The 16,481-nt window shown below is 31.7% G+C and carries 16 protein-coding genes and 1 pseudogene; 6 read left to right on the top strand and 11 right to left on the bottom strand.

Annotated elements, in window-relative coordinates; genetic code table 11:
• The first annotated feature begins 7 nt into the window (after positions 1–7).
• Both ABHQ57_RS12730 and manA read left to right on the top strand, forming a co-directional pair.
• On the top strand, positions 8–1,216 hold the full coding sequence (locus tag ABHQ57_RS12730; protein ID WP_073183557.1) for a response regulator: 1,209 nt from the start codon (positions 8–10) through the stop codon (positions 1,214–1,216).
• Between the two features lie 49 nt (positions 1,217–1,265).
• A complete protein-coding gene (gene manA, locus ABHQ57_RS12725; protein ID WP_159491294.1) occupies positions 1,266–2,492 on the top strand; it encodes a mannose-6-phosphate isomerase, class I in 1,227 nt (408 codons plus the stop codon).
• 2 nt (positions 2,493–2,494) lie between these two features.
• Here manA and ABHQ57_RS12720 read toward each other — a convergent pair whose 3' ends face one another.
• From ABHQ57_RS12720 to ABHQ57_RS12700, 5 genes are all read right to left on the bottom strand, one after another.
• On the bottom strand, positions 2,495–2,923 hold the full coding sequence (locus tag ABHQ57_RS12720) for a hypothetical protein (protein ID WP_047788954.1): 429 nt from the start codon (positions 2,921–2,923) through the stop codon (positions 2,495–2,497).
• Positions 2,923–3,474, bottom strand: a complete 552-nt coding sequence (locus ABHQ57_RS12715; RefSeq protein WP_047789155.1) for a hypothetical protein — start codon at positions 3,472–3,474, stop codon at positions 2,923–2,925. Before ABHQ57_RS12715 ends, ABHQ57_RS12720 begins: the two co-directional genes overlap by 1 nt.
• Positions 3,475–3,537: 63 nt before the next feature.
• Complete coding sequence (locus tag ABHQ57_RS12710; RefSeq protein WP_167713712.1) at positions 3,538–4,533, bottom strand: metal-dependent hydrolase; 996 nt, start codon at positions 4,531–4,533, stop codon at positions 3,538–3,540.
• Positions 4,534–4,557: 24 nt separating this feature from the next.
• The gene (locus tag ABHQ57_RS12705) at positions 4,558–5,355 is read right to left on the bottom strand and encodes a hypothetical protein (protein WP_167713713.1); all 798 of its coding nucleotides are present in this window, start codon (positions 5,353–5,355) and stop codon (positions 4,558–4,560) included.
• Between the two features lie 33 nt (positions 5,356–5,388).
• Positions 5,389–6,021, bottom strand: coding sequence for a hypothetical protein (locus tag ABHQ57_RS12700; RefSeq protein WP_167713714.1), 633 nt, complete (start codon positions 6,019–6,021; stop codon positions 5,389–5,391).
• A 101-nt stretch (positions 6,022–6,122) separates the two neighbouring features.
• Here ABHQ57_RS12700 and ABHQ57_RS12695 point away from each other — a divergent pair, with 101 nt between their 5' ends.
• On the top strand, positions 6,123–6,590 hold the full coding sequence (locus ABHQ57_RS12695; protein ID WP_159616550.1) for a 2Fe-2S iron-sulfur cluster-binding protein: 468 nt from the start codon (positions 6,123–6,125) through the stop codon (positions 6,588–6,590).
• Positions 6,591–6,701: 111 nt separating this feature from the next.
• Here ABHQ57_RS12695 and ABHQ57_RS12690 read toward each other — a convergent pair whose 3' ends face one another.
• The 5 genes from ABHQ57_RS12690 to ABHQ57_RS12670 form a co-directional block, all read right to left on the bottom strand.
• Positions 6,702–7,838, bottom strand: a complete 1,137-nt coding sequence (locus ABHQ57_RS12690; protein ID WP_167713715.1) for an alkene reductase — start codon at positions 7,836–7,838, stop codon at positions 6,702–6,704.
• Between the two features lie 99 nt (positions 7,839–7,937).
• Positions 7,938–8,324: a cupin domain-containing protein gene (locus tag ABHQ57_RS12685; protein ID WP_167713716.1), complete on the bottom strand. Its 387-nt coding sequence runs from the start codon at positions 8,322–8,324 to the stop codon at positions 7,938–7,940.
• A gap of 10 nt (positions 8,325–8,334) precedes the next feature.
• A complete protein-coding gene (locus ABHQ57_RS12680) occupies positions 8,335–8,847 on the bottom strand; it encodes a GNAT family N-acetyltransferase (protein WP_167713717.1) in 513 nt (170 codons plus the stop codon).
• Between the two features lie 9 nt (positions 8,848–8,856).
• Positions 8,857–9,021: a hypothetical protein gene (locus ABHQ57_RS12675; protein WP_167713718.1), complete on the bottom strand. Its 165-nt coding sequence runs from the start codon at positions 9,019–9,021 to the stop codon at positions 8,857–8,859.
• Between the two features lie 10 nt (positions 9,022–9,031).
• Positions 9,032–10,015: a polysaccharide deacetylase family protein gene (locus tag ABHQ57_RS12670; RefSeq protein WP_167713719.1), complete on the bottom strand. Its 984-nt coding sequence runs from the start codon at positions 10,013–10,015 to the stop codon at positions 9,032–9,034.
• Positions 10,016–10,114: 99 nt separating this feature from the next.
• Here ABHQ57_RS12670 and ABHQ57_RS12665 point away from each other — a divergent pair, with 99 nt between their 5' ends.
• Entirely contained in the window at positions 10,115–10,954 is an 840-nt protein-coding gene (locus ABHQ57_RS12665) for an AraC family transcriptional regulator (RefSeq protein WP_159491276.1), read from the top strand.
• Between the two features lie 30 nt (positions 10,955–10,984).
• On the opposite strand, the gene mnmE is transcribed toward ABHQ57_RS12665, so the two are convergent.
• Complete coding sequence (mnmE, locus tag ABHQ57_RS12660) at positions 10,985–12,379, bottom strand: tRNA uridine-5-carboxymethylaminomethyl(34) synthesis GTPase MnmE (RefSeq protein ID WP_167713720.1); 1,395 nt, start codon at positions 12,377–12,379, stop codon at positions 10,985–10,987.
• 373 nt (positions 12,380–12,752) lie between these two features.
• Here mnmE and ABHQ57_RS12655 point away from each other — a divergent pair, with 373 nt between their 5' ends.
• Together ABHQ57_RS12655 and ABHQ57_RS12650 are read left to right on the top strand one after the other, a co-directional pair.
• Positions 12,753–13,229: a hypothetical protein gene (locus tag ABHQ57_RS12655; RefSeq protein ID WP_073183544.1), complete on the top strand. Its 477-nt coding sequence runs from the start codon at positions 12,753–12,755 to the stop codon at positions 13,227–13,229.
• 43 nt (positions 13,230–13,272) lie between these two features.
• Positions 13,273–16,481 (top strand): annotated as a pseudogene (locus tag ABHQ57_RS12650) (hypothetical protein); the annotation flags it as partial.

Raw genomic sequence — 16,481 nt, 5'->3', positions numbered from 1 at the left:
TTTAATTATGAAAATACTAGCTATAGATGATCAAAAGCTAATATTAATCCCCCTAAAGAAGAGATTGTTAGAGTTAGGTTATGATGTAAAAACTGAAACGAATGCTTTTGAAGGTATGAAATTGTATGATTCATTTCAACCAGACTTAGTTATAGTAGACATGAATATGCCAACAATATCGGGTATGGAGGTTATAGATTATATAAGAAACTCTAAAAAACCGTCTACATCAGTAATTGTATTATCAGGAAATACAGATGATAAAATGATAACTAAAGGTTTTGATTTAGGAATTGATGATTACATGAAAAAGCCATTAAGCTTAAATGAAATTTGTGTTAGAGTGAAAAGGCTAATAGGGGCTCCTGAAAATATAGTAAGTATAGAAAAACAAAATAATCTTATCATTAAAGAAAGATGTGTTGGGGTAGTAATACCTTGTTACAATGAGGAGAAAAGACTACTAAGTAAAGAGTTTACCAGTTTTATTGACGAGAATTCAGGGTATCACTTATGTTTTGTAAATGATGGAAGTACAGATAAAACTTTAGACGTGCTAAATAATTTGAGAAATGGAAGAGAAGATTTTATAACAATATACAATTGCGAAAAAAATGGAGGTAAAGCAGAGGCTGTTAGACAAGGAATGCTACACATGGCAAACTTTAAAGATTTAGATTATATAGGTTTTTTAGATGCAGACTTATCTACAGACTTGTTAGATTTTGATGACTTAGTTTCTACAATTGAAAAATCTAACTTTAAAATAGTTAGTGGATCAAGAATTACTAGAATGGGAGCTAATATAACAAAAGAATCTGCTAGAAAAATAATTAGTCTTACCATTAATTTTATTATAAGAAAAATATTATCAATGGATTTTAAAGATACACAATGTGGAGCTAAAATTTTTCATAGAGATGTAATTGATATCGCATTTAAAGAAAAGTTTATTACAAAATGGTTATTTGATGTAGAGATTTTTTTAAGAATTAAAAAGCATTTTAAAATTGAAAAAGCAAGAGAAATGATGTGTGAAAAACCTTTAAAAAGATGGATACATGCAGACGGGTCTAAGCTTTCTATGAAAGATTCTATAAAAATAATAGGTCAATTAGGTCAAATAGCATGGAATTACAGAGTAAAAAAAAAGAAAGACTCAACGCTAATTGGTAAAATGAAAATGGAAGAATTTTCAATAACCTTGAATAACTAAGCAAGTATAAATAAAAAGATTTAGCAAGTAACTATTAAAATATTAAGATATGATTAATGAAGCTACACAAACATTTAATTTATTAGCGCTTACAGGGCAGATTCAAAATTATGATTGGGGAGGTGATAATTATATCACAAAGTTGTTAAAAAGAAAAAACGACGGAAAAAAAATAGCAGAGTACTGGTTAGGAGCACACAGAAAAGCTCCATCTATAATAAAAACATCTGTTGGAAATCAAACTTTAGATAATTTTTTAAAAAGAAACTTAAAAAAATGTTTAGGTAAAAGAGTAGCAAGAAAATACGGAAGATTACCTTTTTTATTTAAAGTGTTAGATGTAAAAAAGACATTGTCAATTCAGGTTCATCCTTCAAAAAAAAATGCAGAAAAAGGATTTAAGGAAGAAAATATTTTAGGAATTCCATTAACAGCACCTTACAGAAACTATAAAGATGATAATCACAAGCCGGAAATTATGGTTGCTTTGAGTGAATTTTGGTTATTACACGGTTTCTTACCCAAAAGTAAATTAATAACAAGATTAGAAGAAACACCAGAATTTAAAAAGTTAGTTAATATATTTAAAGAAGAAGGATATTTTGGATTATATAAAAATGTGATGGAAAAATCAAATGAAGAAGTATATGAAATATTAAAACCTTTAATAGACAGAATTACTCCATTATATAAGAACAAAAAATTAGATAAAAATAGTCCTGACTTTTGGGCAGCAAAAGTTGTTGATGAATCTACAAATAATAAAAAACTAGATAGAGGAATTTTTTCTATATACTTTTTTAACATAATGAAATTAAATAAAGGAGAAGCTGTTTTCCAAAAAGAGGGAGTACCCCATGCTTATTTAGAAGGTCAAAATATAGAATTAATGGCTAATTCAGATAATGTTTTAAGAGGAGGTTTAACAAAAAAACATGTAGATGTTGCTGAGCTATTGAAGAATATTGTTTTTGAAGAAACAAATCCAGAAGTTTTGTATGGTTGTTTGAAAAAAGATAATTTAGAAAGAGTGTATGAGACAGAAGCAAAAGATTTTGAATTGAGTAAAATTAATATTGCAGAAAGTCAAGTATACAAGGCAAAATCTAGATCAGTAGAAATTTTAATAGTCATTGATGGAGAGATAGAAATAGTAGAAACAAAATCTGTTTTAAATTTAAAAAAGGGACAATCAGCCCTCTTAAAAGCAGGAAGTATTTATAAAATAACTTCTAAAAAGAAAGCAACAATTTACAAGGCAAAAGTACCTTATTAAAATTAAAGTTTTTTCAATAAGCCTTTTTTCTTTTTTGAAGCTTTTAAAAGTCGGATAAGATTGTTCATTCCAATAACAACTAATATAGAAATACAAGCGGCTGTACCTAATGCGCCTCCATAACCATTAAAAAAAGTAGGACTAACCGTATAGATAAATCCAAAAACAATTCCTGCAAAAATAATTGAAGTATAGTTACGAGTAAGTTTACTAGAGGTCATACCAACAAAAGAAGCACCAAAAAATACCCAAGGAATTTGATTGGCTATATCTTCAGAAAATAACTCAGAAAAAAGAGAACATGTACTAGCAACAAAAAGAGTGAGTAGAGCAGAAGCTCTTACAGGACCCTGTTTGTATTTTGTACTTACTAAAAACGTTAAAAAAGCCCCAAGTATGCTTGTTAAATATATTGATATGGTGGTAAGCACTATGAAAGAATTAAAAGAAATAACGATGAAATAACTACACTACCAAAGGCAAGAGTACCCAGTTTACCACCAACTCCATTAAAAAGGTTTTTAGAGAGTATAAAAAAAATACCCGCTATGATACCTGCAATAATTATAAGGCTATAATCAATAGCAACGTTTTTTTGTGACATTCCTACAAAACAACCACAATACATAGCATTGGGAATATTTTGTAAAACCTTCGACTTTTTATTTAAATCAGGTAAAAAAGAAGCAACTGTACCAATAAGTGTTGCTGCAAAAACAGAATTTAATTTAGTGAAAAGATGTAAGTAACTTGTAAGTATAGCTCCAATTATAACAAAAATTATTACATAGAATGGCTCAAAATCTACTCTTTTAATTTTAAAAAACTTTATGTAACTATAAATTATAAGTGTAGTAATAAGTGTTGTTAACGATAGTATTGTAAAAGTATTTTTATGCTCAAACAATAATGCAGTAATAAATGCAAATTGAGTAAGAACTAAAAAAATGATAGAAAAAAAGTGAAAATATTTTTGTCTCAAACCAGAGTTATTCTGCAATTATAATATAATGGCAAATTTACGGTATAAACTATGATTTATCAATTAATTTCCTTGAATTCTAACCCAAAGATCTGTTAATAATTGTTTAGCTTTTTCACGATTTCTAGGTACTTCGTTTATAACTATTTTATTTTGCTTTTTTGTTATTTGAAAGCTAAAAGCAAACTGCTGAAAATTAGGAGCTACGCTTAATAACCCAAAGCGTAAATCATTTAAATAAATTAAATTATTCTTTTCTGAAATTGTATACCAACCTTTGGTAATTTTAATAAGTCGTTTTATTGAAACATTATTTTTATAATCGTCTAATAAATGATGATTTTTAGGGTAGGAATAAAATTCAATTGGTTTAGTATCAAAAAAAGAATAATAACCTATTAGATAAGCATCATCTGTTTCAACATTTGCAGACCATAAAATGGTGTTAAAAGGCGTAGGTTTGGTTTCTATTTCTTTATAAGAAATCCCTTGTTCTTTTAAAGCGTGTGAAAATTTAGTATAAGTGATTCCTTTAATAACAAGAGTAATTGCCATGTAAGAGCTACTAATAATTAGTCCTAAATTGTTATACTTTGTTCTTTTAGCTGTCCCTTTACGTTGAAACATTGCCATTAGTAGAAATACTAAGAAAGGTAATGTGTATAAAGGGTCAATAACAAATATATTTTTAAAAGCTAACCGCAAATCGAGTGGCCAAAAAAGTTGAGTTCCCCAAGTGGTATGTGCGTCTAGAATTGGATGTGTTATAAATCCCCAAAACATAAGTAGAGCCCATTCTTTAGTGGAGGCATTTTTTTCATATAAAGAGATAAGCCAACCAAAAATCCACCCGAAAACAATTGCAAAAAATACAGAATGTGTAAAACCTCTGTGTATTTCTAGAGCAGTAACAGTGTCAAAAAGCTTACCAACATAAACATCTAAGTCTGGAATAGTACCAGCGATGGCACCATAAAGCATTGCTTTGTTTCCTACTTTTTTACCTAATACAGCTTCTCCAACAGCTGCCCCAAGAACAATTTGTGTGAGTGAATCCATTAGGCAAAAATACTTATAAAACGGTTAGTAAATAGTGTTATAATATTCGTTAATCCATTTTGTAGGATATTTATTGTATAAATCGTTAAGAAGTAACTTGTTTGCTTCGGAAGTTTTAAAATCTTTATAAAAACTACCAAGAACCCAAACAGTTTCTCTAGATAACTCTCTTTTATGACACTCTAAAAGAACTTGCTTCGATTTTATTGAAGGGTCTGTTAATAGTAATACTAAAGCTCCCGCTGTTTCAAAATTGAACTCATTAAAGAAAGGCGTTATTTTTTGAGCTCTTTTTAAGAGTATTTCATTCTCTAAAAAAAGAGATGCTTTTAGTTTTTTTCGTAAACTAGGATAGCTAGTATATGAGTTCACCTTGATAACAAATTTTAAGTTTTCTAAAAACTCGCTATACTTTGTATTGTATAGGTTTTCTATATCATTTAGTGAGTTCACTCCAAAGAGTACATATACCGTACTAGGTCTTAAAACATTAATATTATATCCCTCACCAAGAGACGATAGTGTTTTTTCAATTCCTTTTAAGAAAAGAGGGTAATTGTTTTCTTTTACTTTTGTAATAATACCTAATCTAGAGGCGTGAAAATAAGCATCAATAATTTTTTGCTTGTCTATTCCTTTTAAAGCTTTTGTTAGTGTTGCATTAATATCATAATGACGATACGGATAAAATTGACCTTGAAATTTATGGAGTAAAGCTTCGTTTTCGCTTTCAATAAAAAGATCAATAATTTTACTTGTGGTAAGTTTACCTAAAGATTGATATTTTTTTTCTTGTAACTGTATTATAATCTCTCTTTCCATTTATGAGATGTGTTTTATTAATTGTTGATGTTTTTAATGAAAAACTATAGCTGCTTTGTTGTGAATACTATGTTTTGCAGCTTTGAACAACTCACACCAAACTAGTTTTTCTTTCCAAAAATCTTCTTCTGCGTTTATTGATTTATTTACAGCTTCAATATTTACAATAGTATCGTCTTCATCTAGTTGAATATTAAGCTTATTTGCTATAAATTTTAATTCCTTAAATAGAGTGTATGACGAACCAATCATTGCACCATCAATAGGAATTTCATCATTATCAAAAACAATATCGATAAAATCTACAGGAACATAAAAACCTGTACAATCTGAATGACATATAAGATGACAAGTAAGGCCTGATGCATGATCATCTATAATAGAATCTTCACAAGGCTCACTGTTAGGGCTAAATGGAATAGGAGTCCAATCTTCATATTCGGCACAATAAGCATAAAAACGCCTTAAGTGATGAATAAAATCGTAAGAAAACCCACCAAGTTCTAAAGAACCACCTTCTAATTCAGTTGGTTCTTCGTAAGGTGTAAGCCCATTTAATTCTAGTAGTTTGTTAACATCTTTAAATACTGAAGAATAATGTTTAAAAGCTTCTTCATCCATTTCTTTAAAGCTAGCAAGTGCTCCGCTAGTAATGTATAATCCCATCTTTTGTTTTTTAATTTAATTGCTTGTAAAAGTATAAACAAGTGTAAGTAGAAAGTAATCTGTTTTATAAGCGTAGTTAACCGTTGTAAATTTGAAAAAAAATGAATCTACTTCCAGATACAGAAAGTAATATAATTTCTCCCTATGCGCAGAATGCAGAATATTTTATCTGTGGATCTGGTACTATGATAGAAAATACTCAAAAAGTATTACAGAGTATGGATGTTCCAGATACTCGAATTCTTATTGAAAGCTTTGGAGGAGGAAGATTAGAAGAAACTACAGAAGTCATCGATAATGCTCATTTAACTGCTAGTTTAGATGGAGAAGAAATAAACATACATATTCCAAAGGGTAAAACTATATTACGCGCCATGTTAGATAATAATTATAATCCTCCATATTCATGTGAAGGAGGAGTATGTTCTAGCTGTATGTGTAAATTGAACAAAGGAGAAGTTTTTATGAAAAAGAATCTTACTTTATCTGAAGAAGATGTTAAAGAAGGATATATTTTAAGTTGTCAAAGTCTTCCCTTAACACAAGATATAGAAATTGTTTTTGAATAATTTTATACAATAGTTTCGAACAAATAGAAAACAAAGTATTGTGTATAATTACTACTTATAAAGTTTTGGGTAAGCCCCAACTCCAGGCTAGGGAGCTGGTAGCTTCAGGCTTTATTTTTCTTCAATAGTATCCATGCTTCCTTGTTTTAAAAAAGGATAATCTGTATATCCTCTAGCATCCCCACCACCAAATAACGTATTAGTATTAGTAATTTTGTTTAATGGAGCATTTAGTTTTACTCTTATCGGATAATCGGGGTTCGTTAAAAAATTGCGTCCAAACCCAATTAAATCAACCAGTCCTTTTTCTAATAAATCTTCTCCTTGTTCAGGTGTTTTATTTCCTGTAGCAATAATAGTTTTGCTAAATGTTTTACGTAGGTTCTCTCTAAATTCATTAGGAATTTCAGGAGCATCATCCCAATCTGCTTCACATAGATGTAAATAAGTAATTCCAATGTTTTCAAGTTCTTGAGTCGCAATCATTATAGTGTCTAATATTTCAGGATCGTTCATGTCTTTAAAACTAATAAAAGGGGAGAGGCGAACTCCGGTTTTTTCATGACCAATTTCCTGAGCAACTGCTTGAGTGATTTCGGTTAGTAATCGAACTCTATTATCTTTAGTTCCCCCATATTCGTCGGTTCGTTGGTTAGAATTACTTCTTAAAAATTGGTCAATTAAGTATCCATTGGCTCCGTGAATTTCAACACCATCAAAACCTGCTTCAATAGCATTTTTAGCTCCTGTTTTAAATTCTTCAATTACTTGATTAATGTCTGCTTTTGTCATTGCCCTAGGTTCTTCTACAGTAACAAAAGTAGCATCACCATTAGGGGCTCCATTAAAAATATAAACATTGGTGTCTTTGGCTGTCTTTTTAGAAGGAGCAATAGGTTGTAATCCGTTTACTTTAGAACTAGATACGCGACCAACATGCCATAGTTGTAAAAATATTTTACTTCCTTTTTTATGGACTTCATCAGTAATTAATTTCCAACCTTCAACTTGTTCTTGTGTGTAAATTCCGGGTGTTTTAGCGTAGCCTTTTCCTTGCAATGAAACTTGAGTAGCTTCAGATATAATTATTCCTGCTGAAGTTCTCTGTCCGTAATATTCAGCCATTAGTTCATTAGGAATATCACCAGGCTGTGAGCTTCTAGAACGTGTCATGGGAGCCATTAAAAATCTATTTTTTAATGTCAAGCCATTTTTATTATAGTGTTGATATAACTTTTTAAAAGCCATGATTTACAAAGTTTTAATTGTTTAATAGTATAAATTTACTACGGTTTGAAGATGTTTTTGTTGTATAATTTCATGTTTTACTTGTGAAAATACATTGTCTTATTCCACAAACTCTACAGTTGTAAAATGTAGGGTGGTAGTACCTATGTTTTCTAGATTATGTATAAAGTAGTTTTTAGTGCTTAAGTTATTAAAGTACTTAATATCATTAGGTTTATAGGATGTTTCAATTATAGAACCATTAGAAAAATAAGAACGAGAGTTACCCCTTGTATGACAAACATAAAAATAAGGTTTATCATGTTTATGAAACGGAAGACTTTTTCCGGGTTCCAATTCAATATGCCATATTTTAACATGTTTATTTTCTAATAATAATTGTTGTCCAATTTTATGACTATTAGCTCCTAATTGAATAGACTTTTTTAAGGATTCTGTCCAATGTACAGACCAATTACCAGCTGTGTTTATTGTTTCTACTTTCATAAGGAAGGTATTAGTTTATAGCATATAATAACCATTCTTTAAACTCATGCTTAGGAAGAATGATGTCTTTTTTAAAGATGAAACCTAATTTATTGAGTAACTTTTGAGAGCCAGTATTACTAGGACGTGTAATAGCCACTAGGTTTTGAATTCTGAATTCATTTATAGCTACTTCTTTTATTTTTGAAGCACTTTCAAAGGCATATCCTTTACCTTCAAATTGGGGTAAAAAAGCAAAGCCAAAATCAATTCCATCAACTCCTTCACGATCATAAAGTCCCACAGTTCCTATTTTTTCATTATCAGATTGTCTAATTACAGTATAGCTAGAGTATCCTAATTGCTTGAGTTGTTTAAGCATAACTGTTTCAATATATTGCTTTGCATGAGTAGTAGAAGTTATGTTTCTATCTCCAATGTTTTCAATCCATTTTGGAGTATTAAATAAGTTGAAAATAAAGTCGGTATCTTCAGTATTTGTCGGTCGTATGATTAACCTCTCAGTTTGATATTGTGAACTCATTTATTTTGATTATTTACGGAATGTTACTTGGTTTGTTTTATCAAAAACTGCACTTTCAGTATTCTTGAAGCCTTTTAATTCCCAATCTTTTTCTAACTGGAAAGGTAATTTGTTTTGCGCATTAATAATTGTTAGTGTACTAAGTAGAAGGTATAAATAGATTGCATGTTTCATGTTGGTATTCTTATTTGTTAAATTTTAATTCGGCGTTATCAATTGGTGTATTAGGATCGTTTATTACCATTTTAGCAATATCATCTTTACGCATAAACACTACACCTTCATGTTGTTTTGCATATTCAATGAATTGATTTACAACATTAACTACTGCTGGAGCACCTCCAATTCTATCGTGTAAACTCACACTCATCATTCTTCTTTTAGAGACTCCTTCTTTATAAAGTTGATTGAATTCTGTTTTTAGTTGGAATAAGAATTGATCTGGCGACCAGTTTTTACCAGCAATATTTACAATGTCGTTGTTACGCAACGTATAAGGCATTACAACAAAGTTTTTACCTCTTACTTTAGTAATGAAAGGCTCATCACGACTTACATCATCAATATGATATAAAAAGTCAAGTTCTTGTAAAACCTTAAGAGTGTTGGGGCTTCGGCGTAACCAGTTAGCATTGTATCCACGACCTCTTTTTCCTGTAATTGCTTCTACTGTGTCAATTCCTTTTTTAACAAAGGCAAGTTCTTCTTCGTAACTTAAATTCCACTGATCGTCCCAAGCAATTCCGTGAGCAGCTATTTCATGTCCTTTACTAGCCATAGCCTTAGCTATTTCAGGGTATTTTATTGCAGCTTCGCCTACAACATGAGAGGTTACTTTTATATTGTGTTTATCCCATAAATCCATCATTCGCCACATTCCTTCTCTTGCTCCATAGCGAAACCAGCTTTCAGCAGGCAAATCAGGATTTCCTTTAGGTAATGAGTTTCCTGAAAAAGGACTTTCAGCTCCTTCAGGTTGTCCTCCTGTTTCAAACTGCATTGAAAAAGAAATGACTAATTGTGCTCCGTTAGGCCAATAGCTTTTTTTTGCTACAGTTTTTGTTGAAGTAGAACTTATTTTACGTGTATTCTTTTGCTCTTTTTTACAAGCATTTAATGTTAAGCTTACCGCTATGATAACCAATGCTATAATGCTATTATTTTTCATTTTATATTGTTTAATTAACTGTTGTGACTGCAAAATTAGCAGCTATTTTAAGTTATGCTGTTGTATGAATACATTGTATATTTGTATAAAAACATTCTAATGACACAACGTTTTTATATTACCAAGAACTTAGATGTATTTGAGTTTGATGCAGAGAAGGAGTGGGGCTACCCAAGACATAAGCACCATTTTTTTGAGTTGACTTTTGTTTTAAAAGGAAGCGGAAAACATGTTTTAAACGAAAGTGTTATTGATTATAAAGAGGGAGATTTATTTTTTTTAACTCCAAAGGATGAACATGAGTTTATTATTGGTGAGCCAACAAAATTTGGAGTGCTAAAATTTACAGAACAGATGTTTTTAGAAAAGGCTACATTTTCTACAAGTACTTATTGGAGAAAGAATTTAGAGGCAGTAATTTTTCATCGAAACATTGTAGCTAAAAGTGTAATTAGTTGCGAAACAGATAAAGAGCAACTTTTTAGACTTTATCATTTGATAAAAAGTGAATTGCATAGTCCGTTAACTTACAGTCGTAATGTATTATCTGAATTGTTTGGAGCTTTGTTAATTATATTGTCGAGAAACTTAAAGTCTACATTAAAAAATAGTGGACATGTTTACGATAAGAATAAGGCAGATTTAATATTGACGTATATACGACAAAATGTACAAAATAAAGAACTTATAAAGGTTGATGTTATTGCAGAAACGTTTCATTTGTCACCAAACTATGTTGGTATTTTTGTAAAGAAACATACAGGTATATCCTTACAGCGTTATATAATGGAAACCAAAATAAAAATGGCAGAAAGCTTGTTAAAACAAAGTAGTTTAAGCATAGGTGAAATTGCTGAGAAAACAGGTTTTACAGACTCAAGTCATTTTAATAAAACATTTAAAAAGTACACGGGTAAAAATCCGAGCGAATATATTTAAATTCAATATTTTGTTGAAGAGTTTCGTTTCTTACTTCCCAATACAGAAGTTTCCGAAAATGTGACCTAAAATATCCTTATCTACATCATATTCACCAGTAATATTTCCTAAATGACGTAAGCACTCACGAATATCTATGGCAAATAAATCAGAAGAAATATCTAACTCAATACCATTTTTAACAGAATTGATACTTTCCAAAGCTAAAGTCAACGCTTCAAAATGACGAGAGTTAGTAACAATTGTTTCATTATTACTCAAAGCTCCAGTATTGACTAATGAAATAAGTTCTTGTTTTAACTCGTCAACTCCAATATTTTGTTTTGCAGAAAGTAAAATTAAATTTTCAATTTCTGATTGTAAAATAGATGAATCGTGGCATGACAAGGTGTCTATTTTATTGGCGATTACCAATAAACGTTTGTTAGGAAAACGTTGCTTTATAGTCTCAATTTCCTCTAAGAATAAGTCTTTAGAATGTATATACTTATTGGAGTCAATTAAAAATATAATTAATTGTGCGTTATCTGCTTTTTCATATGCTTTTTTGATACCGATGTTTTCAACAACATCTTCAGTTTCTCTAATTCCAGCGGTATCGATAAAACGAAAAACAACACCATCAATAATTAATTCATCTTCAATAGCATCACGAGTTGTACCAGCAATATCAGATACGATAGCCTTTTCTTCATTAAGCAAAGCATTTAATAGAGTAGACTTTCCAACATTTGGTTCACCAATAATAGCTACAGGTATTCCATTTTTCATAGCATTCCCAAAGGCAAAAGAATCTATTAAACGTTTTAAAACTGCCGATATTTTAGCTACTAATTCTTTAAACTTGGTTCTATCAGCAAACTCTACGTCTTCACCAGAAAAATCGAGTTCTAACTCAATTAAAGCAGCAAAATCAAGTAGTTGTCCTCTTAATTCTTTTAGTTCATTGGTAATTCCTCCACGCATTTGCTGAATTGCCATTTGATGAGAAGCAGCAGAGTTTGAAGCAATCACATCAGCCACAGCTTCCGCTTGCGATAAATCCATTTTACCATTTAAAAAGGCACGCATTGTAAACTCACCGTTATCAGCCATTCTACAACCATTTTGTAAGAAAAGTTGAATGATTTCTTGTTGAATAAAACTAGAACCATGACACGAAATTTCTACTACATCTTCACCTGTATATGAGTGCGGATTTTTAAAAATAGATACTAAAACTTGATCAATAACAACTCCATTATTCACAATATGACCTAAATGTAAGGTATGAGATTTTTGATTTAATAATGATTTATTTTTCTTTACAGAAGAGAAAAATGAATCCACAATTTTTATAGAATTTTCTCCAGAAAGTCTAATAATAGCAATAGCACCAACCCCTGCTGGTGTTGCTAAAGCAATAATTGTATCGTTTTGTATCATATCGCAAAATTACCTAATTTAGTATGAAGTATTATAAAATATCAACAACATATTTTTACTAAACAAGTATGGGGAAAAACCCCTTTTTTAACTTTTCATTTTTTAAACCTGAAAATAAATGCTACTTTTGGTATAACTGTTTTTTAGAACTTAAAAAACGTTAATCCCTCAAAAATAATACTATTCCATTTAGTATTGGCTTCCTCGAAAAATCTTATTGTACATTCTTTATGTGTTATACTTATATAATACTCTGAAATGCGTACCTCTTAATTACCCTGCCCCCAAAATTACAGTTACCCCCACTTTTAAAGTTAGATATACAACTTTTATTGCTTGTATATGTAGTATAATAATTATAAAAACAAATAATATGAGAAAAAATATTATTCAAAAACTACTGTATTTATTCTTTTTAGGTAGCGGTTTAAGTCTTTGTTCACAAAATTTAACAGAGTTATCGGTAGTTTCCTATAGTGATAAACCAGATTATGAAAGAGTGCATGTGCATAAACTAAAGATTAGCAATAATAGCATAGTAGAAAAAGAATATCGTTTTTCCATAAACAATGTACCGTGCAAAAATCAAGAAAAAATAGAAACGATATTAGAGTATTCATTATTAGATGAAAAAAAGAAACCTCTTATAAAAGCATTAAAAGTACTATCTAAAAGAAGTAAAATACTTTATTTAAAAATAACTAAACCATACAATATCAAATTAGGAAGTTGGAATTGTATAGAACTCCTGGTAAATGACCTTCAAGAGCAAGTGTCATTACAGAAAAAAGCTCCCTCTAGCAAGATTAATATAAAAACATATATACCAAATCAGAGTAATGACAATTAGACGATTAGCATAAGATTGTTGTTATTAGAAAAACTTAGAGGACATGAAAAAAATTACTAGTTTTACTTTATTTTTTATAGTGGTTTTTCTCGTTGCTGGCGGAAAATTAGAAGCCCAAATAAAAAAAGGATTCCAACCTAGATTTTCAGAAGCAGTTAAAGGAAATGTAACATTAATAGCAAATAATGTTTTATCAAGAAATAAAACAACGAGCTATATAGGAAGCGACGGAAACCATGACTTTAGTAATAACGTTTTTGTTGATATAGATAGTGATGCAAGTACATTCAATTCAAGTAGCGCAAACTTATCTAACCCAGAGCCAACAGTTAGTTGTTTAAGTATAAAGAAAGCATATTTATACTGGGCAGCAGCTGATAAAGAGGAAGACAATTCTTCAGATGAACCCAATTGGGATTATAATAAAGTAAAATTGCAATTACCAGGAAGTTTAGGTTATACAACTATAACTGCTGATGATGTTATTTATAGAGGAAGAGACGAGATAGGTCACTTTGTTAATGATCCATACATTTGTTTTAAGGATATCACAAGTGAAGTAAAAGCTTTGGCAACACCCTATGGAACTTATCAAGTAGCTAATGTTAGGGCAAAGGAAGGAAGTTTGACTTCACATGGTGGAGGAAATACAGGAACTTCTGGAGGTTGGCAAATAGTATTTGTATATGAAAGCCCTACTTTACCAGCAAAAAATATATCGCTTTTTGATGGTTACGCACATGTTACAAGTAGTGTTAATAATTTTGAAATTGGATTTAGTGGTTTTCAAACAGTACCAACAGGAGATGTAGATGTAGATGTAGTAATAGGTGCCTTAGAAGGAGATAGAGATTTATCAGGAGACAGGTTGCAAATAAAAAATACTAGTAACAATTGGGTAGATTTATCATATAGTTTAAGGAGTTCAAGTAATTTTTTTAATAGTAGAATAGCTAAAAATGGAAGTAACTTTATAGATAGAAATCCAGCTAGTACTAATACTTTAGGATTTGATGCAGATGTATTTGCTCTTAGTAATCCAGGAAATAGTATAATAGCTAACAATCAAACTTCTGCGACAATAAGATTAACATCAAACCAAGAAACATACGGACTCTTTTTAATAGGATTGTCTGTAGATGTTTGGAAACCAGATTTAGCGCCATTAATATTATCAAGCTCAACAAATACTAGTAGTGTAGAAGACACTGTTAGTTTTTCAGTCAATATAGAAAACAATGGTAATGACAATGTAAAAGACTTAACAATAGAAACAACAATACCTCAAGAAGTAGATTTAATAGAACCAATAATAGGGTTACCTTTTGGGGTTACTTATAGCTATAATACAACAACTAGATTATTAACCTTTGATGCTATTGATGGAATTACAGATGTTGGAGGTACACCATATAGTTTAAGTTTTCAGGTGAAAGTAAAAGAACAGTGTTATTTTCTAGAAGAAATGTGTTCCGATAAATTTCAAATGCAATTAATAGCAACTTATGCAGGAGAAGAAAATAATAGTACACAAACAACTTTAAGTTCTAAATCAGTTGATTCTTGTGGTATAGGAGATAATTTACCTAATGAGATAAGTATTAACCAACCTGACGAGGCTAATTGGACAACTACAGTTGATTCATTAGATAGAACAGTGTCTTGTGAAGATAGTGCTGCCCTAGCTACGGCGCAATTACTTACCCCAGAAGCAAGTTGTGATTTAACAATAACCAAAATACCTGGAAGTTTTGAGGCTTCAACAACTAATTGTCCTGTTATAGGAACATATACTAATATTTGGACATTTACAGATAGTTGTGGAAGAACAAGTGGACAATTTACCCAAACCATTACAGTAACCGATACCACTGCACCCGTATTATCAGCAACACCAGCCGATGTAAGTGTCGACTGTGAAGCCATCCCATCAGTACCAACCATCACAGCAACCGATAATTGCGATAGCGTAGTAGACGTAGTCTTTACCGAAGTAAACAATACAGTAGTAGACGGCTGTGGAGAAATTGTACGTCAATGGGAATCAACCGATAACTGTGGCAACACCGTAAGTCATACCCAAACCATTACAGTAACCGATACCACAGCACCTGTATTATCAGCAACACCAGCCGATGTAAGTGTCGACTGTGAAGCCATCCCATCAGTACCAACCATCACAGCAACCGATAACTGTGATACTGTAGTAGACGTAATCTTTACCGAAGTAAGCAATACAGTAGTAGACGGCTGTGGAGAAATTGTACGTCAATGGGAATCAACCGATAACTGTGGCAACACCGTAAGTCATACCCAAACCATTACAGTAACCGATACCACTGCACCCGTATTATCAGCAACACCAGCCGATGTAAGTGTCGACTGTGAAGCCATCCCATCAGTACCAACCATCACAGCAACCGATAATTGCGATAGCGTAGTAGACGTAGTCTTTACCGAAGTAAACAATACAGTAGTAGACGGCTGTGGAGAGATTGTACGTCAATGGGAATCAACCGACAACTGTGGTAACACCGTAAGTCATACCCAAACCATTACAGTAACCGATACCACTGACCCCGTATTATCAGCAACACCAGCCGATGTAAGTGTCGACTGTGAAGCTATCCCATCAGTACCAACCATCACAGCAACCGATAACTGTGATAGCGTAGTTGACGTAGTATTCACTGAAGTAAGCAATACGGTAGTAGACGGCTGTGGAGAAATTGTACGCCAATGGGAATCAACCGATAACTGTGGTAACACGGTAAGCCATACCCAAACCATTACAGTAACCGATACCACTGCGCCCGTATTATCAGCAACACCAGTTGATGTAAGTGTCGACTGTGAAGCCATCCCATCAGTACCAACCATCACAGCAACCGATAATTGTGATAGCGTAGTAGATGTAGTATTCACTGAAGTAAGCAATACAGTAGTAGACGGTTGTGGAGAGATTGTACGCCATTGGGAATCAACCGACAACTGTGGTAACACGGTAAGTCATACCCAAACCATTACAGTAACCGATACCACTGCGCCTGTATTATCAGCAGAACCTGCTGATGTAAGTGTCGACTGTGAAGCCATCCCATCAGTACCAACCATCACAGCAACAGATAATTGCGATAGCGTAGTAGATGTAGTCTTTACTGAAGTAAGCAATACCGTAGTAGACGGCTGTGGAGAGATTGTACGCCAATGGGAATCAACCGACAACTGTGGTAACACGGTAAGTCATACCCA

It is taken from the genome of Tenacibaculum sp. ZH5_bin.1 (assembly GCF_042865525.1).
GTDB lineage: Bacteria > Bacteroidota > Bacteroidia > Flavobacteriales > Flavobacteriaceae > Polaribacter > Polaribacter mesophilus.
The sequence above is the reverse complement of the archived record's forward strand: the minus strand, read 5'-3'. Positions and strand labels throughout refer to the sequence as shown.

Coding starts and splice junctions, on each gene's coding strand:
- ABHQ57_RS12730 (WP_073183557.1), top strand. CDS start 8: ATGAAAATACTAGCTATAGATGATCAAAAGCTAATATTAATCCCCCTA.
- manA (WP_159491294.1), top strand. CDS start 1,266: ATGATTAATGAAGCTACACAAACATTTAATTTATTAGCGCTTACAGGG.
- ABHQ57_RS12710 (WP_167713712.1), bottom strand. CDS start 4,533: ATGGATTCACTCACACAAATTGTTCTTGGGGCAGCTGTTGGAGAAGCT.
- ABHQ57_RS12705 (WP_167713713.1), bottom strand. CDS start 5,355: ATGGAAAGAGAGATTATAATACAGTTACAAGAAAAAAAATATCAATCT.
- ABHQ57_RS12700 (WP_167713714.1), bottom strand. CDS start 6,021: ATGGGATTATACATTACTAGCGGAGCACTTGCTAGCTTTAAAGAAATG.
- ABHQ57_RS12695 (WP_159616550.1), top strand. CDS start 6,123: ATGAATCTACTTCCAGATACAGAAAGTAATATAATTTCTCCCTATGCG.
- ABHQ57_RS12690 (WP_167713715.1), bottom strand. CDS start 7,838: ATGGCTTTTAAAAAGTTATATCAACACTATAATAAAAATGGCTTGACA.
- ABHQ57_RS12685 (WP_167713716.1), bottom strand. CDS start 8,324: ATGAAAGTAGAAACAATAAACACAGCTGGTAATTGGTCTGTACATTGG.
- ABHQ57_RS12680 (WP_167713717.1), bottom strand. CDS start 8,847: ATGAGTTCACAATATCAAACTGAGAGGTTAATCATACGACCGACAAAT.
- ABHQ57_RS12675 (WP_167713718.1), bottom strand. CDS start 9,021: ATGAAACATGCAATCTATTTATACCTTCTACTTAGTACACTAACAATT.
- ABHQ57_RS12670 (WP_167713719.1), bottom strand. CDS start 10,015: ATGAAAAATAATAGCATTATAGCATTGGTTATCATAGCGGTAAGCTTA.
- ABHQ57_RS12665 (WP_159491276.1), top strand. CDS start 10,115: ATGACACAACGTTTTTATATTACCAAGAACTTAGATGTATTTGAGTTT.
- mnmE (WP_167713720.1), bottom strand. CDS start 12,379: ATGATACAAAACGATACAATTATTGCTTTAGCAACACCAGCAGGGGTT.
- ABHQ57_RS12655 (WP_073183544.1), top strand. CDS start 12,753: ATGAGAAAAAATATTATTCAAAAACTACTGTATTTATTCTTTTTAGGT.